The organism is Microbacterium sp. PI-SA-G (assembly GCF_057215335.1).
The window spans coordinates 80,568-103,989 of record NZ_CM170103.1 but is presented as its reverse complement, the minus strand read 5'-3'; the positions used below and the strand labels follow the sequence as shown (position 1 = coordinate 103,989).

Here is a 23,422-nt window from a genome sequence, read left to right as displayed (position 1 = left end):
CCACCCTATCGCCGCCCCGCCGACATCGGCCGAGGGCGGGCGTTCATGCGAGCGCGATGCCCAGCACGGCGCCGATGATCATCCAGGGACCGAAGGCGATGCGGGTGGAGCGGTCGGCGCGTCGCAGGGCGATCAGCGTGATCGCATACAGCGCCCCCAGCACGAAGGCGGATGCCGCGCCCACAGCGAGCGCCTGCCACCCGTGCCATCCGAGGACGAGTCCGATCACGGCCGCGAGCTTCACGTCGCCTCCTCCCATTCCGGCGTGACTGAGCAGGTGCAGCGCGGCGTAGAAGCCGCCGAGGATCAGCATGCCCAAAAGGGCGCGGACGAGGTTCGACGTGCCTCCGGACGCCGCGGCGTCGATGAGCACGAGTACGAGTGCCGCCGCGAGCGTCGGGAGCACGATCCGGTTCGGCAGGCGATGAGTGCGGGCGTCGATCGCGAGCAGCCAGGCGCCGACGCCCGACAGGGCGACGTGCGCGACGATGACGAACCAGTCCCTGAGGTGCATGACCGCAGGTTAGGAGGTGGACGGCCGGCTCGGAGACGGGCTGTGGATAACCGGGCGAGGCAGCCCCGTAGACAATGTCGGATGTACGAACTAGCGTGGCCATCTCCACTTGCTTTACTAGAACATATCTTCGAGGATGGACGCATGGGGATCGCGCTCGATGCAGTGACTGCGCTCTCTCCGACGGGTGATTCCCGGGCCGGAGAGGTGCTGCGGCTGCGCCGTGAGATCAGCAGGATGCAGAGGCGGCGCAGCGAGCATACGTTGCTTCCGCTGAATTCCGCATTCTCCGCTCTCCTCCCGGAAGAAGGGCTTCAGACCGGAACCGCGTACACCGTCTCCCCCTCCCCGAGCCTGGTGCTCGCCCTGCTCAGCGCCGCATCGCAGAAAGGACACTGGTGTGCTGTCGTCGGCATGCCGACACTGGGCGTCGAGGCCGCCGCCGCGTTCGGCATCGACCTCTCCCGACTGATCCTGGTGCCCGACCCCGCAGACCGCTGGCTCGCGGTCGCCTCCGCACTCTCCGAAGTGGTTCCGCTGATCGTGGTGCAGCCGGGATCGCGAGCCCGCGACGCCGATGTCGCCCGTCTCAGCGCACGACTGCGGGATCGTGGCTCCACCCTGCTCATCACCGAGGGGATCGGCGACGCCTGGCCGCAGAGCGAGGGGTCGATCCGCATCCACGATCCTCAGTGGCACGGCCTCGGAGCCGGCTGGGGACTGCTCTCGGACTGCACGGTCACCGTGACCGCCCGCACGCGGCGTCAGCCGATGCCGTCGAGTGTGCGTGTGCGCCTGCCGGGCAGTCGAGGTCTCGTCGAGGCGGCGGTCTCCGAGCGGCGCGCCGACGAACGCTTCGGCCGCGAGCGCTCCGCCGAGATCACGGCTCTGACCGCCTTCTCCGCCGCCCCGAGCCGCCGCGACGAGGCCGCCCCCGCCGAGCTCTCCTTCTGGGCGGAAGCCGGATGAACGCTCCCCTGCGCGTCCTCGTGCTGTGGTTCCCCGACTGGCCGCTGCGCGCGGCTCTCGGCGGTCCCCCTCCGCATCCGCCGACCGCATTGGTGCAGGCGAACACGGTCGTGGCGTGCACCGCGTCGGCCAGGGCGTACGGGGTGCGCACCGGGCAGCGACGCCGTGTCGCACAGGGGCACCTCTCGTCTCTGCAGGTGCTCCCGCACGACCCCTCTCGCGACGAGCGCTCCTTCCTGCCCGTGCTGAAGCTCATCGAGAAGCATGCGCCGGGGGTGGCACTGCTGCGTCCGGGGCTCGCCGTGCTGCGCTCGCGGGGCATCTCGCGCTATCACGGCGGGGAGCCGGAGGCAGCCGATGCCCTCGCCATGGTCCTGACGGAGGAGGGCTTCCCCGAGGTGCGGATCGGCGTCGCCGACGGCCCCTTCACCGCCGAGATCGCCGCCCGGGGCCCGCAACCTCGCACCGTGGTCGCGCCGGGTGGGTCGAAGGAGTTCCTGGCGCCGTATCCGGTGCAGGTGTTGCGCGACGAGCAGCTCTCCGACCTTCTGATCCGGCTCGGCGTGCGTACTCTCGGAGACTTCACCGCGCTTCCCGACACCGAGGTACGCGATCGCTTCGGCGAGCGCGGAGCACGGCTGCATGCTCTCGCGGCCGGAGCCGACTCCCGTCCGCTGGTGCCGCGGCCGCCCGATCCCGAGCTGATGCGGCGTGTGGAGTTCGAGACCTCGCTGAGCGGAGCGGATCAGGTGGCGTTCGCCATTCGGCAGACGGCGGATGATGTGCTGCTGGCTCTGGGGCATGCCTCCGTCGTCTGCACCGAGGTGCGGATCGATCTGACCGATGACAACGGCCAGGTGTACTCCCGCACCTGGCTGCATCCGACCTGCTTCGACGCCGCGGATCTCGTCGACCGGGTGCGGTGGCAGCTCGAGGCACTGGCAGCGCAGAGCGCGAAGGAGCCGGTCGACGAGGCACGCGCCTTCGGCGGCATCGACGCGGTGCACATCGTCCCGGTCGCCGTCGACGACGCCGCCCATCATCAGCCCGGGCTGTTCGGCTCGGGCACCGATGAGCGACTGCATCATGCGGTCTCCCGCGTGCAGACCATGCTCGGCCATCAGGGAGTGGTGACCGCGGCGATCTCGGGCGGCCGCTGGCTCGCCGACCGACAGGTGCTCACCCCCTGGGGAGAGCGTGCCGTCGCTCCCCGCGATCCTTCCCGCCCGTGGCCGGGGAGCCTGCCCGACCCTCTGCCGTCCGAGGTGTTCCGCCCGCCGCGACGCATCGCCGTCGACGCCGCGGACGGGGGCGTGATCAGCGTCGACGAGCGTGGGGCGCTCTCGTCCGTCCCCGCACGCATCGACGGCAGAGCAGTGCGGGGTTGGGCCGGCCCCTGGCCGATCCATGAACAGCGGTGGACGCCGGGCGGCGGCAAGAACGGACACCGCCTGCAGATCGTCGACGAGCAGGATCGCGCCTGGCTGGTCTTCTGCGCCGGCGGGCGCTGGTGGGCCGAGGGGAGGTACCGCTGATGGGGTGGCACAATCCCCCGCAGACCTGGAAGGAGCTGGAACGCACCCTCACGGGCGAGGAGTCGTCGAAGCCCGTGGGCGCGGAGCCGCGAGTTCCGCGGACCGATGAGGGGCCGATCAGCCGGCGACGACCACGGACGCCTCCGGCGGCGGAGCGCCCGGACGAGGCGGTCCCCTACGCCGAACTCCATGCGCATTCCTCGTACTCCTTCCTCGACGGCGCCTCCTCGCCCGAGGATCTGCTGGCCGAGGCGGAGCGTCTGGGCCTCAGCGCCCTCGCTCTCACGGATCACGACGGCTTCTACGGCGCGGCTCGCTTCGCCGACTTCGCGGAGTCGATGAAGGTGGAGCTGCAGACGGTGTTCGGCGCCGAGCTGTCGTTGGACCTCCCCGCGCCGCAGCGGGGCAACCCCGACCCGCTGGGCGATCATCTGCTCGTGCTCGCCAACGGCCTGGAGGGGTACCACCGGCTCTCCGGCGCGATCACGAACGCCCAGCTGCGCGGAGCCGAGAAAGGGCGCCCCGTCTACGACCTCGACGAGCTGGCGGCGAGCGCCGGAGGGCACTGGACGATCCTCACCGGATGCCGCAAGGGCAGTGTGCGCCGGGGGCTCGAGCAGGGAGACGCCGAGACACCGCTGCGGCGCCTGGTCGACATGTTCGGCTCCGACCATGTCGCGGTCGAGCTGTTCGATCACGGGGACCCTCAGGATTCCCGTCGCAACGATGCGCTGACCGAGCTCGCGACCCACCTGCATCTTCCGGTCGTGGCGACGAACAACGTGCACTACGCGACGCCGTCGCGGGCGCCGCTCGCCGAGGCCGTGGCGGCGGTGCGGGCGGTGCGCAGCATGGACGAACTCGACGGGTGGCTCCCGGCGCACGGCGGGGCGCATCTGCGCAGCGGGGCCGAGATGGCGGAGCGGTTCCGCCGGTATCCGGGGGCGATCTCGTACGGGCTCGAGCTGGCCGCGGCGTCTGCCTTCCCGCTACGGCGTGCCCGACCCGATCTTCCCCGGCAGGAGGTCCCCGAGGGGCATACGCCCATGAGCTGGCTGCGCACGCTCGTGTGGGATGCCGTGCCCACGAAGTATCCGGGGCTGGACGACGACGGCCGACGCCGCATCGGGCGGGAGCTCGACGTGATCGAGGAGAAGGACTTCCCCGGCTACTTCCTCATCGTGCACGGCATCGTGTCGGAGGCCCGGCGCCGCGGCATCCTCTGCCAGGGCCGTGGATCCGCCGCGGCGAGCGCGGTCTGCTACCTCCTGGGGATCACCGCTGTCGATCCGATCCTGTACCGGCTCCCCTTCGAGCGCTTCCTCGCCACCACCCGGCAGGAGGAGCCCGACATCGACGTGGACTTCGACTCCCGGCGCCGCGAGGAGATCATCCAGTGGGTCTACGGCCAGTACGGGCGACAGCGCGCGGCGCAGGTCGCGAACGTCATCCAGTACCGCCCGAAGAACGCCGTGCGCGACATGGCCAGGGCGCTCGGCTACTCACCGGGGCAGCAGGACGCCTGGTCGCGGCAGGTCGACGGGTGGAGCACCGGCCTCGAGGTCGCTGAGGAGCACGACATCCCTGAGAACGTGCTCGAGTATGCGGGTGAGCTGCTGAAGGCGCCCCGGCATCTCGGCATCCACTCCGGCGGCATGGTGCTCACGGCGCGCCCCGTCGGCGAGGTCGTACCGGTCGAGCATGCCCGTATGGAGAACCGCACCGTCATCCAGTGGGACAAGGACGACGCTGCCTGGATGGGACTGGTGAAGTTCGACCTGCTGGGTCTCGGCATGCTCGCTGCGCTGCAGCACTGCTTCGACATCATCCGCGAGTCGACGGGTGAGGAGTGGACGCTCGAGAGCATCCCGAAGGAGGAGGCGGCCGTCTACGACATGCTGTGCCGCGCGGACTCGATCGGAGTGTTCCAGGTCGAGTCCCGGGCACAGATCGGACTGCTTCCCCGGTTGCAGCCGCGGAGCTTCTACGACCTCACCATCCAGATCGCGCTGATTAGGCCCGGGCCCATCCAGGGCGGAGCCGTGCATCCGTTCGTCCGACGCAAGATCGCGAAGGATCGTGTCGACGAGGAGAACCGGGAACGCCTGAAGCGGGGCGAGGAGCCGGTCGCGTTCACCATCCCCTACCCGCACAGCGATTTGGAGGACATCCTGCAGCGCACGCTGGGGGTGCCGATCTTTCAGGAGCAGCTGATCCAGATGGCGATGGCGGTGGGCGACTGCACCGCCGACGAGGGAGATCTGCTGCGGCGTGCCATGGGCTCGAAGCGCGGACTCGAGAAGATCGACAAGGTCAAGGCGAAACTGTATGCGGGAATGACCAAGCGCGGACTCGTCGGCGATGTGGCCGACCGCATCTACGCACAGATCCAGGCCTTCGCGAATTTCGGTTTCGCGGAGTCGCACTCCCTGTCGTTCGCGCTGCTCGTCTACGCGAGCTCCTGGGTGAAGCTGCACTACCCCGCCGCGTTCCTCGCCGGCCTGCTGCGCTCCCAGCCGATGGGGTTCTACTCCGGTGCGACGCTGACCGCCGACGCGCGGCGGCACGGGGTGGAGGTGCGGCGTCCCGACCTGCATGCATCCCAGGCGACCGAGACACTCGAGCCACAGGATCCGTCCTCCCCGCAGACCGCGGCGACCGGCCGGGACACCTGTCTCACCACTCCTCAGCCGCCGGTGCTCCGCTTCGACAGGAGCGCACCGGATGAGACCGCCGCACACCGCCGAGACGGGGCCTTCGCCGTGCGACTCGGGTTGAGCGGCATCCGCGGCATCGGCGACGCCATGGCGGAGCGGATCGTCAGCGAACGCGACGCACATGGGCCCTACCGAGACCTGCACGACCTGGTGCGCCGGACCGATGCCACCGCCGCGCAGTTGGAGTCGCTCGCCACCGCCGGCGCCTTCGCGTGCCTCGGGCTGGAGCGCCGGGAGGCGATGTGGCTGGCCGGGGCCGCCGCCGAGGATCGTGCCCGCTTCCTCCCCGGCACGACCGTGGCCGTGCAGCCGCCACTGTTCGCCGACCAGACCAGCTACGAACAGCTGTCAGCAGACCTCTGGTCGACCGGGGTCTCGACCGACGACCACCCGATGACGCATTTCCGCAGTGCGCTGCGCGAGCGCGGAGTGCTGATGTCGACCGACCTGCAGGAGCACGAGGCGGGGCGACGGATCGAGGTCGCGGGGCTCGTCACCCACCGTCAGCGTCCGGCGACCGCCTCGGGCATCACCTTCGTGAATCTCGAGGATGAGAGCGGCCTGGTGAACATCGTGTGCTCAGCCGGGGTCTGGAGTCGCTATCGTCGCGTGGCCCGCGACTCCCCCGCACTCATCATCCGCGGCATCCTGGAGCGGTCGGCCGAGGGCGTGGTGAACGTGCTCGCCGACGGCTTCGAAGATCTGCGCACGGGACTCACGCACCGATCGCGGGACTTCCGGTGACCGTCATCGACGGCGGCCTCCGCTCACCAGAAGCGTTCGCTCTCCTCGACGGGCGGGCGATCGCTGCCGCCCCAGCGGTCGGCCTCGGCCTTCGCGGCATCCGCGGCCGCATCGGCGTCGCGCAACGCGACCTTGGCCTCGTTCGCTCCCGGACCGATCGGATCCACCGTGATCGTCGTGCGCGGCACATGCCCGCCGATCGTGACCGTGCAGTCGAGCACGCGTCCGATCCACCGCGAGAACTCACCGTGCGGATCGTCGGAGCGCCGGTAGCGCACGCCGGTGTCGAGATCGGTCAGCGCGAGCACGACCGTCTCCTGAGTGAAGGGATCGAGCTGCTCGGTCACCTCGACGCGGTGGCCGGGAGCGATGGCGATCTGCGCTGTCACGACGAGCGTTCTGTCCATGTTCCCCACCCTACGGAGACCCGCTCGGGAGGCAAGCGAATCAGCCGCGAGAAAAATGTTTCATCGAATTTTGTCCCCCAAATGGCGGACACGGCGAAATACCGATACTCTGCTAAACGTAGCGGGGGCTACGGGCTGAATACTGGGGTAGACAGCCAATGAGAGCAGCGACATTTTTACTTCGCCGCCTCCCCTGCCGTCCGGGTTGGACGGTCGCCCTCTCGAGTTCCGTTGGGGCGGAGCGCTCGAGAGGGCAAACCCCCGCCCTCAGGCGTCAGCCGCCGCGCTCCTCGCTCCGGGTCGCACTCGTGGCCACTGTTGCTTCGCCGCCTTCGCCACTTTCGCCACTTTCACCGCGCGACTGCGCCTCGCTGACCAGCACCGCAGCGACACCCGCCCCGCACAACGCGAAGCCGAGAAGCGTCACTCCCGTCAGGGGTTCGCCCAGCAGCAGCGCGCCTGCCGCCGCCGTCGCCGGTGCGACCAGGAACAGCAGGGCGTTCAACGCGGTGATACCGACTCGACGCAGCAGCCACCAGTAGAGCCCGTACGCGGCGAGCGTGGGAAAGGCCGCCGAGAACACGACCGCCAGCCAGAACGACCCGGATGCCGGCGGCACGAGCGCCCCCGCGACGGCAGCAACTACCAGGAGCGCTGCGGCGGTCGCGACGACGTGCACCGCGAGCGTGACCAGCGTTCCCATCCGCAGGTCGGAGCGGCGCTGCAGGAAGGTTCCGGCGATCAGGCAGATCATCGCGACGACGGGCCACAGGTACGCGATCGCCGACGCGTCGGAGGCGCCGAGTTGCGAGCGCACGACGAGCACGACACCGAGCGCCCCGACCACCAGCCCCACCCACTGCGCACCCCGCACGCGGAGTCCGAGGAGCGGGCCGACGAGCAGCGCCACCACGAGCGGCTGCACGGCGTCGATCAGGGCGGTGGTGCCGGTGGCGACCCCGGAAGCGACAGCCGCGTACACCGCCGTGCAGTAGCCGAACTGCGCGAACAGGCCGATCAGAGCTTGACGTCCGAGGTCGGCGCGCGGCACACCGCGTGTCGCCCCCGTCGCCAGCACGATGCCGGTCAGCACCAGCGCGAGAGGAACGAACCTCCAGACCAGAAGCGTGAGCGGGGACACATCCGTCGCGATCGCCGGCACCAGAAAGCCCGAGCTCCAACTGAGGACGAAGGCGACCGCGGCAGCGACCGTGACGAACACGGGAAGTACACCGGTCTGTTTACTCATGGGTCCCACTATACAGATTGGTATACTCGGCGTATGGCCGTCCCCGTTCCTGAGCTTCCTCCCCTCACTCCGGGTGCGACCCGCGTCCTTGATGCCGCGTCACGCCTGTTCTACGAGCGCGGCATTCATGCCGTGGGCGTCGACACCATCGCCGACGCCGCCGGCGTTACGAAGAAGACTCTGTACGACCGCTTCGGGTCGAAGGAGGCACTGGTCGTCTCCTACCTGCAGCACCGCGATGCCCGATGGCGTGTGCATCTCGCCGAGCAGCTGGCGCGTGTGTCGGAGCCGGGGCGCGAGCGCGTGCTGTCGGTCTTCGATGCCGCGATCAGCTGGTCCGATGAGAACAGCCCCAAGGGGTGCAGTGCGATCAACGCGCGTGCCGAGATCGGCGACGGCCACGACGGGCATCCGGTGTTCCCCGAGGTGGCGCGGCAGAAGGCGTGGCTGCTCGACCTGTTCGTCGAGCTGTGCCGCGAGGCGGGGTCTTCACACGCGGAGTCACTCGGACACGCGATGATGCTGCTCTACGAAGGGGCGATCGTCACGGTCGGCATGGAGACGTTCCCGAAGCCGTTCGAGACCGCGCGGAGCCTCGCCGGCGTGCTGTTGGAGCGCGACCTGGGCTGAGCGGTGCTCAGTCCTCAGTCTCAGTCTCAGCCTCGGACTTCGTCCCCGACTTCGGCGGGGGCGTGACGAGGATCAGGATACGGCGCAGGTGCATCGCCGTCAGCACGCCCGGCCCCATCGAGCGGCGCACTTCGAGCGTGCGATCGTCGACGGTCTCGAGCAGCTGCCGCACTGCGCGCGCCGCCAGCCCTCGCGCACGATGCGCTTCGGGGGTCTCGACGTTGCCGAGCGCGAGCGCGTCGGCGACGGCGTGACACGCGGCCGTGAGCGGCTCGGGCAACGCCGGATCGAGCTCGAGCGCGGCAGGACGATCCCAGATCGTGTCGGCCACCGCGTCGGAGATGTCGCGGATGTGGTGGGCGACGGCATCCATGGCATCGAGCGCCGCGTGCACGTCGTTCGGCGGCGCACCCCGCCCGAACATCGCCCGCGGATTGCCGCGACGACTGTCGTCGGCATCGGCCAGCACCCCGCGGAGTTCTCGCGTCGTGTCGGCGAGGGAGTCGGCATCGCTCGCCCACTGCGTGCGCTCGGGCGGCCAGTGGGCGGATATGGCATCGGCGATGTCGTGCAGGTGTGTGGCGAGCTGTGTCCGGAACTCCTCGACGCGCTGCGCTGCGCGGGCCGTGAGCGGGGCAGGGGGGATGATCACGTTCACTGCGAGCCCGATCGCGACGCCTACCGCCGTCTGCACCAGGTATCCGATCGAGTAGTCGTCGGCGTTCTGTCCGCCGATGATCAGCACGAACAGCGCGGCCATCGGCACGTATTCGCGACCGGAGCCGAACCAACCCGTGCCGGAGAGCAGCACTCCCACGCCGACGACGACAGGGATCGTCCACCAGTTGGGCCCGACGGTCAGCACCACCAGCGTGGCCAGACCGATCCCTGCGGCGAGGCCGAGGATCGTCTGCAGGCCCGATCGCAGCGACCCCATCAGCGTGGGGTACATGCTCACCAGTGCGCCGAGCGGCGCGTAGTACGGGTACTCGTCTGCGACGCCGGGCATGTGCGGAGCGGCGAGCCACGCCAGTCCCACCGCGAGGGCCGTCTTGAAGACCAGCAGCAGACGGGCGGGTTCGGTCGCCAGTTCGAGGGCGCGGCGGGCGGCCGAGGCGCGGGTGCGGATCGTGGGCGTGGAGGCGGTGTCAGGCACGGGAACGACTCCTCGGCAGACGGTTGCGGGTGGGATGCGGATGCTATTCCGGGAAGGGAGAGTCGATGGTGCGATACACCACGCTCTCCTCTCCATCATCGTCGACACTCACTGTGTACTCGCGGGCAGTGCCGTCGGAGAGGCCCGACGCTGTCGCCGTCAGCGGCGCTCGACTCGAACTCGGCTGGCAACTCATCGTCATCCAACCACCCTGCTCCTTCTCGTCCGTGAGGATGAGGCAGCGCTCATCGCCGTCATTCTGCGATGCGGTCCAAAGCTTGCCCGATCGGATGATTCCGAGGAATTCGATGGAGCCATCGTCGAAAGACGCCGCGTTCGGCGGCAGCTCAGACGGCGAGCTGCGCGTCGCGAGCTGGGGAAGCACGAGGGAGGCGGAGACGGCTCCGACGACGAGGCCGATCAGCACGGCCGCGATCGTGAGCGGTGCTGCTCCGGCGGGGAATCGCGGCCGCCGGCGCGTCGGCTCGTCGATTGTCGGAGTGGGTTCGTGAGTGGTTGGCTCACCAAGCGGATGGGGCTTCGTGGAGTCGACGGGCTCGGGCTCAGGATCGATGGGTGACGGGCTCGCTCGCAAGCGGTGGTGTCGCAGCTCATGCAGACGCACCAGGTCATCGGCGGATGCGGATGCGCCGCGCCCGAACGCCTTCGCCTGCAGCGCGCGAAGCTCCTGCGCTTCTTGGTCCTCGCCCATGGGAGTCAGACTAACCGGCGAGGTGCGAGCCGCTGAGGTTGCGCGGAGGCGGTCGCGCGGTCGACTTGCGGAAGCGCGAGTGGCAGGGTGGAGCGATGAGCAGAAACCGGTCGAGCACAAGCGTCAACACAGGACTGCTGCTGTTCGGCGCTGTCTTCGGACTTCTCTGCGCCGTTCTGATCCTCGCCGGCGTCCTCGGACCGACGCTGTGGTTCACCGTCGTCGCGATGGTGCTGCTCGTCATCTCGCAGGCTCTGACCATCCGCGCGAAACGCCGCCACCCCTCGGGTGGTGAGCGCTGAGTGAGGCGCGCCAGTCCGGGCATGCAAGAAGCCCCGGAGATCCGCGCGTTTCTGCGGTTCTCCGGGGCTTATCTGGTGGGCTGTTGGCACAACCCTTCCTGTTGCGGATGGGAGATGGGCGCGGCGTCCCCTTTTCCTACAGCCCGCTCCCGCTTTTCCTACAGACCCGACGTACAGCTCTCTCGCTTGCCCCTTCGACGAGACCACAGCCCGGGCACCCGAGCCGTAGTTGATCCAACCGACATCCTCACCTTCAACCTCAACCTCGCTCAGGCCGGGCCCGCGACAACTGGAACCAGTATGAGAGCCTCGGCAGGTTGATGCAGCGCGAACCGCGAGCCGTTCGACTACCTCACGCCTGCGACCGATCAATCACTTCCTGGCCGGGGCCTCGCCCCGCGACCGTGTTTTCAATAGTGATTCGAGACTTCATTTATGGTGACGAAAGCGATGGGTGGGATAGCCTCGAACCGCGATCACCCCGATACGGTATGTCCCGGAGGCGTTCACACGCACGCGACCGGAGTGGCCGCGATCAACCGCTCCAACAAGGGACGTATATTCGATGGGCGCTGCGCGAGCATTCCGACTCACACGAATCGAGGTCGGTGATTTCGACGAGGTCGACGAGTTCCTAGACGTCTCGTTCGGCGCGCGCCAATCTGACGCCTCGTGGACCACCCTGATCACAGGCCGCAACGGTTCAGGTAAGTCCCGACTGCTGGCAGCCGCAGCCACCGCGTTCGACGCGATGAATGGACGAGAGTTCAGGAAAGCACAGTCGATTGCCATCGAGTACCATCTCGGCGACCAAGAATGCGCATTTCGGGTGGATGGGAAACGTAGATCCGCCTACTTGGACGGACGACCGGTCGAATTGGAGCGGCTGCCCCGTCCGCGCTCCGTCGTAGCCGCAACCGCCAGCGCTTTCGACAAGTTCCACCTGCCGCACGAGAGCAAGTCGTTGGACCCGAAACCGACCGACTCTCTGTACCGATACTTGGGCCTGAAAGACGCTCGGGGACGCGTCTCCTCTCGCGCGGGCGTGTTCCGAGCGCTAGAGCAGCTGTTCGACGCGAGCGCCGAGGATCATCAGCGACGGCAACGGGTAGCTGATGTGTTCACTTACCTGGGGTACAGCCCAAACGTCGAGGTTACCTACGCCTGGACCGTGAGCGGGCGGCAGACGCTCGAAGCGGCCTCGGAAGACCCCACAGTTGCTATCCAGGATTACCTGCTGGATGCAGCCAAGAGGGACGACAATGCGACTCGCACATTTCTACCGAACTACCTGTACGAAGATCCGATGGCTGCGGGGAGCCTCTCCGACTCATTCCAGGCGATTCGAGAATTCAGCGATGGCAATCGGGTGCGGCTGAGTGCCGACTTCGAACATCCGAACTCCCGGCCAGAGCATCTACTGCGGATGGCGAGGCTGCTCTCTCGCGTGGGATTCGTACAGATGGAGGATGTCCACCTCCGACGAATGGGTTCGAAGCGTGGCGTTCGGATCACGGACGCCAGTTCCGGCGAGCTCTCCCTTGCCATCACCATGCTCGGGATCGCGTCCTCCATCCAGGACCAAAGTTTGATACTGATCGATGAGCCTGAAATCAGCTTGCATCCTCAATGGCAGTCCGAATACCTCGAACGGCTGACTCAAGGCTTCGCAGCCTATCGAGGCTGCCATTTCGTGATAGCGACCCACTCCCCCACAATCGTGGCCGGCGCCAGCTCCGAGGCAATCAGCATCGTCGACCTCGAGGAACAGTCCCCGCTGACGGACGAACCGACGGGGGGCCGGTCGGTTGACGAAGTGCTATTCGAGACTTTCGGTGTAATCTCGAGCAACAATCTACATCTCCGCGACCTTCTGGTCACCGCTCTGCGAGGCGCCGAGGATGGCGACCTGGCGACCTCAAGTTTTGACAGGGATATGCAGACGCTGGAGGTCGCTCGCCGGGAGTTACCGGTCAACGACCCGACGGGGCGCATCATTGACAGTCTTGTTCGCCTCCGAACCCAACTTGCGGAACGGACTCCTTCATGATCGTGAAAAAAGTCATCTACAGCCCGGCGTCTGCCGAGATCGTGAATCAGTACAACAACCGCCAATCGAAGGACCACAACTTCTGGAGCGAGGAAGTCGTCAAAGCTCTCCGCAAGGAGATGAGGGATCACTACATCCACGAGCAGAAACACCTCTGCTGTTACTGCGGGATTCCGGAACCCTCAATCCACGGTCTGGACTGGGATGTCGAGCACATCGCGCCGAAAGCTAAACATCCCGAGTTCATGTTCACAGAAGCGAATCTCGCGGTGGTCTGCAAGGAGTGCAACGGGCACAAGGGGTCGAAGTATGTGTTTGCTGGCGCCCGGCCAGCTGACTATCCAATGACTGCAGACGCCTACCTCGTCGTGCATCCACATTTCGACGAATGGTCCGATCACCTCCTGCGGGACCATCTCACCTATGCCGCCTTTACCGCCAAAGGGAGGTGGACCATCGAGAAGTGCAGGCTGAACAGGTTTGATGAGCGTGTGATAGGCATTCGCTATCCCATCTCGGACACTCGCTTCGAGAAAACCGTGCGGCAACTTCTCGACCGCCAGCTCACACTGCAGGAAGTTGCGGACATCATCGAACCGTTAGTTCGGGCTGCGTCACTGATAGCGACCCGCAGACCTACCGATTGAGCGGCCAAGTAGTCCACAAGCGGCGCAACTGGGTTTAGTCAGTTTCGCATCTGACGAGAGGATCTATCTCGTGCGCGACCATGGCCGACGATTGAATCGGCTTCCCGTAGCCGCATTCTTGAAGCAAGGATGGAACGCCATGAACGGGCAGCAGTCGCCGACAGCGTCCAAGCAGGTACCTCAGAGCCTCAAGCAAGAACGGCCGCTGCACCCGACGATGATGAGTGCCGCCATGCAGGATAAAGGGCTTCACAGACACGGAAACGGGAAGGGCACCTACCCGAACCAGGTGCCCATCCCGTTTGCTGCATTCAGTACTTTTAACACAGCTCTAGATGAGCCGTTGGCCCTCGGCCTTGTGCGCCGCCTGCCGCGACGCGCGACCTGCTCTCTCGCCTCCTGGTAGTTTCATTCGAGCCAATACCAGTAGGCACCGCAAGGGAAGGTTCGCTGAATCCGCGTACCTGGATCGGGCAACGAACGCCAGTCTCTGGGCATGGCTCGGGGCGGGGTACGGAATCTTGAGAACGATGACGACTGGCACGTCCGCAAGCGGTGTCAGATCAGATGCTCCGAAGACGTCCTCGCGCCCTGGCGATGATCCTAGATCCGTTTCCGAACTTATGTAGATGTTGTTCAGGGCCTTGTGCACCGAGGCCAGATTGTATCCGCGGGCAACCGCACGCAACCAGCCCTCCGGAAGCCGCGCGAGATCACTCGGCGTGGCCTTCGAAACCCCCGCCGTCTTCGCGAAGCTCAAAGAGTCCGAATGACGACGATGCCGCCAATGATGTCTGGTTGGCTGGGGCCGCGACCAATCTCCCGTCGCATGTCACCACTCAACTACTCACAGGTGCAACCTCCTGAAGACGCACCGCCCGAGAGCGAGCGAGGAATCCCGACTGATCCGATTCGACCGGAGTCATCATCGTGAGGTCGAGGATTGGCGCCAGGGGGAGCTGGTCTAGATCCTTGAGGACGGCGGCCAGCGAATCGGAAGACGGATAGATGAGGACTATGTCAATGTCGTGTGCTGGATGAGGCCCGTGCACGGTTGAACCGAAAACGTATATCTGAACAGTGGGGTGTCGGGACGCTACCCTACGCAGCCCCGCGAGGTCTCCCTCGCTCATCGTCTGAGGCGGGACAGGGTCGGACCCCATCGAAGAATCTCTACGTCGGCTTCCTTCGCAGCGATCTCAGCTTGCTCGGTGGGCCCGCGATTCGGATTTGTCGAGACGAAGATGTCGAAGGGCCAGCACCGGTCTAGCGCGAAGTGCACTGCCGCGACTTCGGGCTGATATGTGTCCTCGATGTACAGCACCAGGGAATTGAGACCGTCCGCTCGATTAATGAGCAATCGGCGGCCGTCCAGATATGACACCGAGACAACGTGGCTGTGCCGGCGAAGGCCATCGAGCACGAAACCCATCTCCCGCGGCGTGGAGTCGCCGGGATTGTCAAGATGGAGTGCCCGCATCGCGTCCGCAATCGCGCCCCATCCCACTCCCACTTCGTGACAAAGAGCAATTGCGTCTCCTTGGAATACGCCGTCTCGAGGGACGTTAGCGACGAAATCAAGGTCACCGTCGAAGAGATGCGCGATATCCTCGGCATGAACGTCGCGTCGGCGAACGATGCCGATGCGGACCGCTCGCGCATGTTTGCGCTGGACACGCACATGATCACCGTCGACTAAGACGCCCGTGACGATGTCGTCGACCCTCTCGAACATGGAAGCAATGAACGCATCTGCCTCAGGCAAAGAGATTCTCCATTCCTGCTGGATACCGTGGCACCCTCAGTCCCCCGTCGCCGAGATGACGATGAGTCAAGCCATCGACATGACTGCGAAGCGCAGCCACCACATCCTTTTCCTTATCGGTTAGCAGCTCCCGATTCGCGTCAACGATGCGCAGGATTTGGTGAAGGTTCGGGATGATCGTGGCAACGACTTCTCGATCCCACATCGCTGCTTCCTCGGCGTTCGGATCAAACCTGTAGTCGTTGTCCGGACCTATCGTCCGGTGTATGTGTCGGTTTTGGTGCGCAAACGGTTCTATGGCAGCGCGGGCCTGCTCGCGGGTAGTGTGACCGGCGATTCCAAGGGCTGCCTCAACGGCTGCCCTGCGCTGTTGTTTCCACGCCAGGAGCATCTCAACCGGATGACTGTCGGGGGTCTTGTCCACCACCGTGTGGCAATTCGCGCACAGCAGCACGAGGTTCTCCCGCTCTCCGCGGTTTGGAACCGGAACCGTCGCATCCCGCGGGGGCCTCCTGGACTTGCGGCGATGATATGCGCTATCTCACCGAAGTGAGTGGTTAGCGCCATTCCCACGTCGACGAACAGAGGGTTCTGGCATATCGGGTTGCAACAGTATCCCGCAGAGTCCGCCCAGAGTTGATAGCGCGTGGCCTGCGTCGGGTTCGCTGTCCCCAGGACACAGGCTGAACTCATGACACGAGTATGCCGCATAAGTCGATGTGGCGGAGCCTTCGAGTTCGACATGAGGATGCAGGGCGAGCTCGAATCAGCTAGCCCTTGCCTACACCCTTCAGGTACAGCAGCGCTCGCCGTGCGGTTTTCTCAGCGTCCCTCACGGGGTCACCAACCAGCCGTCACTAGGCGTCAGACTCCCTCCAGCACCCGCCAGGAGCTGCAATAGGATCGGGCCATGGCCCTGAGTAGACGCGAACGATTCAATCTCAAAAGTCGGATGATTGGGATTCAGCAAGATGACCGCTCCTGGACATTCGAGCGAACGAACCTGCTGCTCTCGGAGTTTGGCTTCACGGTTCTGGACCGATTCGACAGCAACGGCGAGTTCACCTTCGGGGACAGCATCCAGACGATCACCGATGCAGACCTCGTCGAGATGTACTCCCTAATAACGGGTGCCGATGACGACGACGTTCGCGCAGAACTCGAGACGGCTGATTCCTCGCTCTGGAAGCCGGGATATGTGCGCGTCTTCTTGTCGCACTCTGCCATGCATAAGCAGTTCATCGGCCGGGTGGCGAGTGAGCTGGCTGTGTCGGGCATCCACGCTTTCGTCGCGCACGACACCATGGAATACGAAGAGCCCTGGCAGGACCAGATCGAACATGGGCTTCGCACCATGCAGGCTTTCGTCGCGATCACCCATCCCGAGTTTCTGACGAGCGCTTGGTGCCAGCAAGAGGTAGGTTGGGCGCTGGGTCGTGGTGTCCCTCGTTACGTAATCCGATACCCGGCGGACCCGGCAGGATTTATTGGACGAACTCAATGGCCGCAGGCCGCTGAGGAGCGGCACGTAGACGTCGCCGCTCGGATTCTCGAATGGATCAGTCGAATGCCGGAATTCTCGGATCAGATCGTCGCTGGGTTGCTCTCTGCCCTTCGAGCGGCGGACAACTACCTGGACGCCGGCGCGACAGCGAAGCGCATCGCGACCGTTGACACGCTGAACGTTGATCAGTGGTCAGAACTCGCTGAGATCTATCACAGCAACGACCAAGTCGGCGGTGCGGGGCTGGTGCGTAGAGAGCTGCAGCCGTACTACCGATCCCATGGGCAAGCGTGGCCACCGCAGCGGCCCAACAGCGTAGAGCCTTAGAGATGAGGCATCACCTCTTCCACAACATCTGAGTCCCAACCGGGTGGCTGGACAGCTGGCACTGGAGCTGGAATTCTGCGCTCGTAACCTCCATACAACGCAGTGATCTGCTTGCCAATCGGGGGCGTGGGACGTAGTGCCCGGCCTATGGCCGCAGGATCTCGTGCCAACTATCCGACGACGCGGCCCGCAATGTCGGAAGGGAGGTATCGAGCGCGTCGAGACGAAGCAAAGGCTGGAGCGGATGCCCCGCACCTGGGTTAACTCGTCCTTGCCTCGCCTGTTCTATGCCGCCTCAATCGCTGGCCGCGACCCCAGCTACGCCGGAATCGCCGCCAGTGGAGTCGCGACTGAAGGAGCTCGTTGTCTGCGACATTCAATGGCCTGCAGCGACGTCTTCGAATGGATCCCGCGGACCGATGCTCTCGGTCGAAACTGGACTGGCCGGGGCCGCAAGCCTTGAGCCCTCGGCTGGCGACTCGCCATCTTCATCCTCGTCGAAGGCCCGGTCATTGATATGGTCTTCTACTTGATCGCACCGTTCAAGGACCTCTGAGCGTTGGGTGAATGCACCGCGGATGGCGGCCACGTAATCGCGCGGAGCTTGGTAGAGCTCCTCTTTCGTCATATCGCTGATGATCGAGCTCACTTGGTCATCAATGCGCTGTTCCAGTTCAGGCAGCACCTCCTCCTCCAGACGTTTGAGAAGGTCGACTCGTTCCTCTGCCGAGAAGAGGCCCATGACTGACGCGTCTGCCCAACCGGGATCGAGTTCGTCAATGCCGTATTGGACGATGCGCTCGACCGCCGACCGCCGCACAGTTTCAGGCAGGGCGGCCGCTTCGTTAAGCCGGCCGAGGACGGCGGGCTGCCACATCGCCTCGATCATCATCCCGAAGTCCGCCATGCGGGGTAAAGCGGCATGGTGGGCTTCCGCCCAGATTCGCAGGAACTCATCGGAACAGCGTGTGCGGAGGAACCATGCCCTCCGTCCCGTCGACCATTCATGCCGCTCTGGAGGCGTTACGCGCGAGGCGATCAGTGAATACATCGCAGGCGGTACTCGAACGAGTGTCCCCCGCTGGTCCGGCCCACCGCAGTCGAGCTGAGACACGAGTTCATCGACCGTCATACCTTCCAGATGCACAGAGAGCGTGGAGATGTCGCGAGCAACGGAGGCAGCGAAGCCTTCTCTGATTGTGGGGTGATGGAATCGCCAGACCGTGTTTCCGTCAATCCGTGTGCTCTGGGACAGAAAGGTACCGTCGATGGCCGCGAAGGCGCGGGCAGTTTCCGCCACAGTGGCTCCAAGTGCTGTCACAGCAGCAGTTAGCCGCTCGTCTGGTGCGAACGGCGCGAGGAGTTCTCCACCTGAGAGGTATATCGCGGCGAGTGCCGCGCGTTGTGCAGGCTCGACGCCGTCGAGAACGTCGACCAGGAACTCGTTCGGATGCTCGAAGTAGGACACGAGAGCGTCCTCGCCCCGCAGACCCGGCATCGGCGCGAAGCCCTGAAGCGAGAGGCGACGCGCTACTTCTGGCTGGAATCGCCTTGCCGCCGCCACGGCGCGCAGGTGCGGACGCCACTCATTCAGCACGGCGGCGGGCTGATCGCCGGCCTTCAAGTGGTTATAGAGCATCTGCTCTTTCTCGGAGCCGCTCAGTTGCGTGATGTCGATCACAACCTGCTGTTCCTTCAAGCGAGGGAAGGAGTACTCCTTCATCCGCGGGCGGGCGTCGCGGTAAATGTAGTCGCGACTGGTCATCAGCACCCTCGCACCGTGGCCGACGGCCGCCATCACCTCAGGCATACGGCGCACCCAGGCGTCCGTCAAATGCGGTTCGTGTCGAATGCTGCCGAAGGCGTCATCGACCCAGAACATCTGTCGCGGGTCGTCAGGGTTCCAGTGCGCGAGGAGGTCGTCGGGGCCGTCGACTCGCATCACGTCGCACTGCCAATTATCGAGCGCGGTCATGCAGAGCATTGCTGCGATTGTTGACTTCCCGCTGGCGGGTTCACCGAGGAGCAACACAAACCCATGGTCGGTCAGAGCATCACTTGCGTCTCGGTATGCGCCTGTGGGGACAAACGTCTCTAGCTCTCGGGTCAGGCTGGTCAGGAGCGCGCGAGCCTGACGCATTCTGCGTTCATCGAGGATGCTCGTGAGATCGCCAAGCCCATAAACACGCGGGACGTAGCGGCGCAGGTTCCAGTTCTTCTCGATCTGCGTGCAGATCCAGGGGCCGGGTAGTATCGCCACCACCTTGGGCCCGCGTCGCCGTACCTCCTCGTCGAGCCAGGCTTTAGTTTGGCCAGTGATTCGCAGGTTGGTGAGCACAATGTAGCCGTCGCAGAGCCCCCGCTCATGTAGCTCCGCGACCTTATCGAGTTCATCTCGAAGATCCGACGGCGACAATGTGCCCGATGAATCCACGCTGAACTTGCACTGCACGACGACTCGAAGTGCAGGCGAGACGAACTGCTTCAGCTCAGGCACGGGATCGTCTCCCGGCGACGTCCAAACGCCGTGGAAAGCACCGTCCTGACCGACGTCATTGGTGTCAGCGAACGCCGTAAAGGTTTGCCCCAACGTCTCCTGGAGCACGACGGCACAGAGATCTTGGAAGGCTCGCCAGCCCAGCTTGTGGAGTTCGTAGTCGGGTCCGGACATCGAGGCCAATCTAAGCAGAGCGGAGCGAGTAGACGAAGCGTCGTCGGCTCCAAGACACGCGTTTCGGCAGTTCTATGTACGTAAACAGGGGAACTAACAAGACGAGCTCCGCGGCGGAGGTACAACTGCCACAGAACTCCTCGGCCTTGAGCCGGACTGCACCATCGTCAGGACGCCTTCCGCGCTGTGGGTGATACGAGTGTCGTCGCTTGAGAAAACTGAGACCGGCCCCGCTATACCGCTAGCCGCGCTAGCGGTGCGACGGCGGCATGCCATCTGCTTCCGACGAGCAACACGATGATCCGCTCGCGGGCTCGAGAGAAGACGACGTAGAGCAGTCGGCTAGTGTTCGGGAATGGCTCTGTTTCCTTGCCCATGAAATCGCCCTCACGAAGCACCACGATGGTCGCATCCGCCTCTCGTCCCTTCGTCTGGTACAGATTCATCAGCTGAACTTCCCGCGGGTTCAACGCTGAGTCGGTGAGTGCCGCGTAGCTTGCCTCACGCGCCTCGACGCATATCGAGGCAACAACTTGTGTGTCGCTCAGATCTCGACCAGTTCGCGCTGCCCGAGCATTCATCACCGCGAGAAGCACTCCTGCTTGCTGCCAAGCACCAGACTTTTGAGGGAGTCCAAGGGCATCATGCGCTAAGCGCGCCTCGTGCACTACGACGTGAACGGAGGGAGCTTTGAGGAGCCGGTCCCGCAACGCGTCCAGGCGCTGACGGAGCGTCTGCGGACCGGTGCCATTCAACACATGTACCGCAAGCTCTGGCACTTGCGCTCCACGCTGCGCGCTGGTCAGAAACACCGCAATAGACTCGATGACACTGTCCCAGGTCGCATCGCCAAACCGGAACCGCATCATTGTCGCTTGCGCATCCAGGGCGGCCGCCAGTGCATCACTCAATCCAGCAATCTCGTGTTCTATCCCCTCCGCCTCGAGAGCGTCCGACAGAGAAGCGAGCATGTCGTTGTGATGGGTGAATACAGCAACACCGAGCCCCTCCGCGCTCAGCTCAGACACGAGTTGCGCCACAGTGGACGCTTCATCGCTAAGGCTGATGCCGGACCGCACAACTAGGCGACCGCCTTCGAGGGCGGAAGCGAGTGCCGGCGCCCCAAAGGCACGTTTTCGAACGGCATGCGCCACGGCCGGGATGACCCCCGACGGATCCCGAAAGGACGTTTCGGGAAGTATGACCGTGTTTTCCTTTCCGGCAGCAACACACGCGTCATCGATCCTGTCAACACGGACCCCCTCAGCAGCACGGAACGTGTAGATGCATTGATTCGGGTCTCCGAGTAGGATCACGCGATTGGTCGGGGTGATCAGCCCGAGAAACTCCTGTTGCGCATCGTCGGTGTCTTGGAACTCATCCACGATTACAAGACCCCACTGCGACCGAAGATGCCCCGCGACCGCTGGCGATGCTCGCGCGATCTCCAGCGCTAGTGGGATCAACCGCGCGTATCCGATCTCACTCGGCGCGAGTCCGAGCTTCTCTCGCGCCGGGCTCACCAGCACAGCGTCGCCGTGGCCAACCAGGCTCCCGAATCGTCGTACTACGGAGAAGGCGAGCGAGTGGAACGTCATCACATCGATACGGCCCGCATGCCTCCCCACCACCGCGCTCGCTCGCGAAGAGATCCGTGCCACGGAGGCCCGCGAGAACGAAAGGAACAGCACCTTCTCGTGGGGCTTAGAGTCCCGAACGCGCTCAAGATGTGCAGCAGCAGCTGCCAGTGCGCTCGTGGTCTTGCCGACCCCGGCGCCGCCGAGCACGACCGTCAACTCCTTCTCCGTCGCGACGATCTTCGCCTGCTCGGAGTTCTGTGCTTCCCAGGTCATGATGGCGGGAGGACGTCGATCCGTCCTGGGTCACCAGCGCAAAGCGCCTCGATGACGGCGCGTGCGGTCGGTGGTGGGGTTGTCAGTGCCTCGACCCAAGCAGGCCCAAGTCCATGCTTCTTCAAGATCTTCTTGCTGAGGAGATGTTCGGCGATTGCATCATCTTCGACCTCCTGGGGCAACGCCGGCATCCCGAGATCTGCGAGCGATACAACAATCTTGCGCAACTTCTCGCCTGGAATACCCCGGATGAGTGCCGCCTCGACTGCGGTGCGTGTAGGAAGGACCACAAGTTGCTCGCAGAGATCAGCTAACTCGGCAACCGCCGGGTCTTCCTGTCCGGGCTTGTCGTTGTCGACGATTGCGCGGACTCGAAACCCCAGCTCCAACGCGACCTTGGCCATGGCGGGCAACCGCGTAATGCCACCATCAGAGCCAGGTGGAGCAATCAGTCGAATTCCGTTGGCGGCGAGGCCGTACTTGTCTTTGCCTGTCTTCTTGAACAGTCGCGCGGAGAGCGCACCGTACCCTTCGGCGTCGAGGGGACCCTCGACGAGCGCGACCGTGCGCGTGCTGAGCGCAGCGAGCAACTGGTCGAGTACCAGCCGTCGCGTGACGCGGGAAGCTTTATCTGTGGTGCTCGAGAGCCGATACTGAGCGCGACCGTTCTCGGTATGCACGAAGCGGATCAGCTCATCCGACTTGAACGCTCGGACTACCTCGGCACGACGGGTAGTAAGGATGGATTGGCCCGCGGTGGAGTGAAGTAGAGCCGCCATGTACTCGGAGGATGAGGCGTCCAGACCGTCGCCGAAGTCATCGGCGATGACCACAACGCCCGACTCCGCCTCGCGTGCGGCCGCAATCGCCTCGGCCACCGAGAAAACACTCTGAACAGTGGACCCCTGGGATCGGATGGGCAAGGATCCTGCCGCGCCGAGGGACAGCGCTGGTTGCAGAGCTCGAAGGAGTGCCGCTAGCGATCCGTCGTCGGCGACGAAGTCGATACTGTCTGCGTCGTCGACGCCGAACAGCGTCTTCGGGCCCGCGTTCAACACCTTGTCGAGCACTTCGGTTACGACCGGCGCGCTCGAGAAATCACCTGTCGCCGAACGTACGTCTTCATCGAGCTGCGTGAGAACACCGTCGAACGCGCTCGAATCAGACGCCGCGAGCAGGGTTCGTAGCGCGCCTTCTGCGCGAAGTTGCAGCGCTGGCGCGCTATCGATGAACTGGATCGGAAGAGCTTCTCGCTCCACCCGACTAACGCGTTTGAAAGAGTTTGCTGCAGGGTCGCTCCGCGCCGGGAAGTCCACCCAGTGATCACCACTATCCGCATCGATGTCGTAGCGAATGCGGTAGCAAAGTCGAACACCAAGCACTGCGTGGCTCGCGCCCCCCATTCCGGCCGACTCGACGGTCTCTGAGTCAAACGCTTCAAGGCTGTCGCTGAACAGGGTCTCGAGATGCTCTCCCAGATCGAAAAGTGTGACCTCAACTTCGGTCAATAGCTCGCTTGAGTCGCCACGGACAGGTCGGAAGATATCGAGAGGGTTGACGCGGACTCGGGTGCTGCGCGGATCGAGCACACGACGAAGCGCCTCCACGAAATCGCTTCGTCCTGCCTGCGGCTCTCCAGCGACAACCGCATCAGCGGGAAGGACAACGCT

General features: G+C 64.8%; 19 protein-coding genes. 8 read left to right on the top strand and 11 right to left on the bottom strand.

Features of this window, described 5'->3' with window-relative positions:
* Window positions 1-43 precede the first annotated feature (43 nt).
* Window positions 44-514: a prepilin peptidase gene (locus AC2D10_RS00595; protein WP_484709848.1), complete on the bottom strand. Its 471-nt coding sequence runs from the start codon at window positions 512-514 to the stop codon at window positions 44-46.
* A 144-nt stretch (window positions 515-658) separates the two neighbouring features.
* Here AC2D10_RS00595 and AC2D10_RS00590 point away from each other — a divergent pair, with 144 nt between their 5' ends.
* From AC2D10_RS00590 to AC2D10_RS00580, 3 genes are read left to right on the top strand one after another with little or no spacing between them, the layout of a single operon-like run.
* On the top strand, window positions 659-1,483 hold the full coding sequence (locus AC2D10_RS00590; protein WP_484709847.1) for a hypothetical protein: 825 nt from the start codon (window positions 659-661) through the stop codon (window positions 1,481-1,483).
* Window positions 1,480-3,018: a DNA polymerase Y family protein gene (locus tag AC2D10_RS00585; RefSeq protein WP_484709846.1), complete on the top strand. Its 1,539-nt coding sequence runs from the start codon at window positions 1,480-1,482 to the stop codon at window positions 3,016-3,018. The genes AC2D10_RS00590 and AC2D10_RS00585 overlap by 4 nt, the downstream gene beginning before the upstream one ends.
* Window positions 3,018-6,479: an error-prone DNA polymerase gene (locus tag AC2D10_RS00580; RefSeq protein ID WP_484709845.1), complete on the top strand. Its 3,462-nt coding sequence runs from the start codon at window positions 3,018-3,020 to the stop codon at window positions 6,477-6,479. Before AC2D10_RS00585 ends, AC2D10_RS00580 begins: the two co-directional genes overlap by 1 nt.
* Window positions 6,480-6,502: 23 nt before the next feature.
* Here the strand turns inward: AC2D10_RS00580 and AC2D10_RS00575 are convergent, their stop codons facing one another.
* The gene (locus AC2D10_RS00575) at window positions 6,503-6,886 is read right to left on the bottom strand and encodes a hypothetical protein (protein ID WP_484709844.1); all 384 of its coding nucleotides are present in this window, start codon (window positions 6,884-6,886) and stop codon (window positions 6,503-6,505) included.
* Window positions 6,887-7,160: 274 nt separating this feature from the next.
* Complete coding sequence (locus tag AC2D10_RS00570) at window positions 7,161-8,135, bottom strand: DMT family transporter (RefSeq protein ID WP_484709843.1); 975 nt, start codon at window positions 8,133-8,135, stop codon at window positions 7,161-7,163.
* Window positions 8,136-8,168: 33 nt separating this feature from the next.
* On the opposite strand from AC2D10_RS00570, the gene AC2D10_RS00565 reads away from it, so the two are divergent.
* Window positions 8,169-8,765 carry a TetR/AcrR family transcriptional regulator gene (locus tag AC2D10_RS00565; protein WP_484709842.1) on the top strand — a complete coding sequence of 199 codons (597 nt, stop codon included), beginning with the start codon at window positions 8,169-8,171 and terminating at the stop codon, window positions 8,763-8,765.
* A gap of 7 nt (window positions 8,766-8,772) precedes the next feature.
* Here AC2D10_RS00565 and AC2D10_RS00560 read toward each other — a convergent pair whose 3' ends face one another.
* Complete coding sequence (locus tag AC2D10_RS00560; RefSeq protein ID WP_484709841.1) at window positions 8,773-9,921, bottom strand: FUSC family protein; 1,149 nt, start codon at window positions 9,919-9,921, stop codon at window positions 8,773-8,775.
* Between the two features lie 43 nt (window positions 9,922-9,964).
* The gene (locus AC2D10_RS00555) at window positions 9,965-10,633 is read right to left on the bottom strand and encodes a hypothetical protein (RefSeq protein ID WP_484709840.1); all 669 of its coding nucleotides are present in this window, start codon (window positions 10,631-10,633) and stop codon (window positions 9,965-9,967) included.
* A gap of 95 nt (window positions 10,634-10,728) precedes the next feature.
* On the opposite strand from AC2D10_RS00555, the gene AC2D10_RS00550 reads away from it, so the two are divergent.
* The 3 genes from AC2D10_RS00550 to AC2D10_RS00540 all read left to right on the top strand — a co-directional run bounded on the left by AC2D10_RS00550 (window position 10,729) and on the right by AC2D10_RS00540 (window position 13,632).
* A complete protein-coding gene (locus tag AC2D10_RS00550) occupies window positions 10,729-10,935 on the top strand; it encodes a hypothetical protein (RefSeq protein ID WP_484709839.1) in 207 nt (68 codons plus the stop codon).
* 565 nt (window positions 10,936-11,500) lie between these two features.
* Complete coding sequence (locus AC2D10_RS00545; RefSeq protein ID WP_484709838.1) at window positions 11,501-12,985, top strand: AAA family ATPase; 1,485 nt, start codon at window positions 11,501-11,503, stop codon at window positions 12,983-12,985.
* On the top strand, window positions 12,982-13,632 hold the full coding sequence (locus AC2D10_RS00540) for an HNH endonuclease (RefSeq protein ID WP_484709837.1): 651 nt from the start codon (window positions 12,982-12,984) through the stop codon (window positions 13,630-13,632). Before AC2D10_RS00545 ends, AC2D10_RS00540 begins: the two co-directional genes overlap by 4 nt.
* Before the next feature lie 839 nt (window positions 13,633-14,471).
* Here the strand turns inward: AC2D10_RS00540 and AC2D10_RS00535 are convergent.
* Genes AC2D10_RS00535 through AC2D10_RS00525 form a run of 3 tightly spaced genes read right to left on the bottom strand, consistent with a single transcriptional unit; the run spans window position 14,472 to window position 15,824 of the window.
* Entirely contained in the window at window positions 14,472-14,765 is a 294-nt protein-coding gene (locus AC2D10_RS00535) for a nucleotidyltransferase domain-containing protein (RefSeq protein WP_484709836.1), read from the bottom strand.
* Complete coding sequence (locus AC2D10_RS00530; RefSeq protein WP_484709835.1) at window positions 14,762-15,367, bottom strand: hypothetical protein; 606 nt, start codon at window positions 15,365-15,367, stop codon at window positions 14,762-14,764. The genes AC2D10_RS00535 and AC2D10_RS00530 overlap by 4 nt, the downstream gene beginning before the upstream one ends.
* Window positions 15,368-15,389: 22 nt before the next feature.
* Window positions 15,390-15,824, bottom strand: coding sequence for a hypothetical protein (locus tag AC2D10_RS00525; RefSeq protein ID WP_484709834.1), 435 nt, complete (start codon window positions 15,822-15,824; stop codon window positions 15,390-15,392).
* Window positions 15,825-16,307: 483 nt separating this feature from the next.
* Between AC2D10_RS00525 and AC2D10_RS00520 the strand changes: the two genes are divergently transcribed.
* Window positions 16,308-17,228: a toll/interleukin-1 receptor domain-containing protein gene (locus tag AC2D10_RS00520; RefSeq protein ID WP_484709833.1), complete on the top strand. Its 921-nt coding sequence runs from the start codon at window positions 16,308-16,310 to the stop codon at window positions 17,226-17,228.
* Window positions 17,229-17,604: 376 nt separating this feature from the next.
* Here the strand turns inward: AC2D10_RS00520 and AC2D10_RS00515 are convergent, their stop codons facing one another.
* From AC2D10_RS00515 to AC2D10_RS00505, 3 genes are all read right to left on the bottom strand, one after another.
* Window positions 17,605-19,899, bottom strand: coding sequence for an nSTAND3 domain-containing NTPase (locus AC2D10_RS00515; protein WP_484709832.1), 2,295 nt, complete (start codon window positions 19,897-19,899; stop codon window positions 17,605-17,607).
* A 233-nt stretch (window positions 19,900-20,132) separates the two neighbouring features.
* Window positions 20,133-21,752: a UvrD-helicase domain-containing protein gene (locus tag AC2D10_RS00510; RefSeq protein WP_484709831.1), complete on the bottom strand. Its 1,620-nt coding sequence runs from the start codon at window positions 21,750-21,752 to the stop codon at window positions 20,133-20,135.
* Complete coding sequence (locus AC2D10_RS00505) at window positions 21,749-23,359, bottom strand: hypothetical protein (RefSeq protein ID WP_484709830.1); 1,611 nt, start codon at window positions 23,357-23,359, stop codon at window positions 21,749-21,751. Before AC2D10_RS00505 ends, AC2D10_RS00510 begins: the two co-directional genes overlap by 4 nt.
* Window positions 23,360-23,422 lie beyond the last annotated feature (63 nt).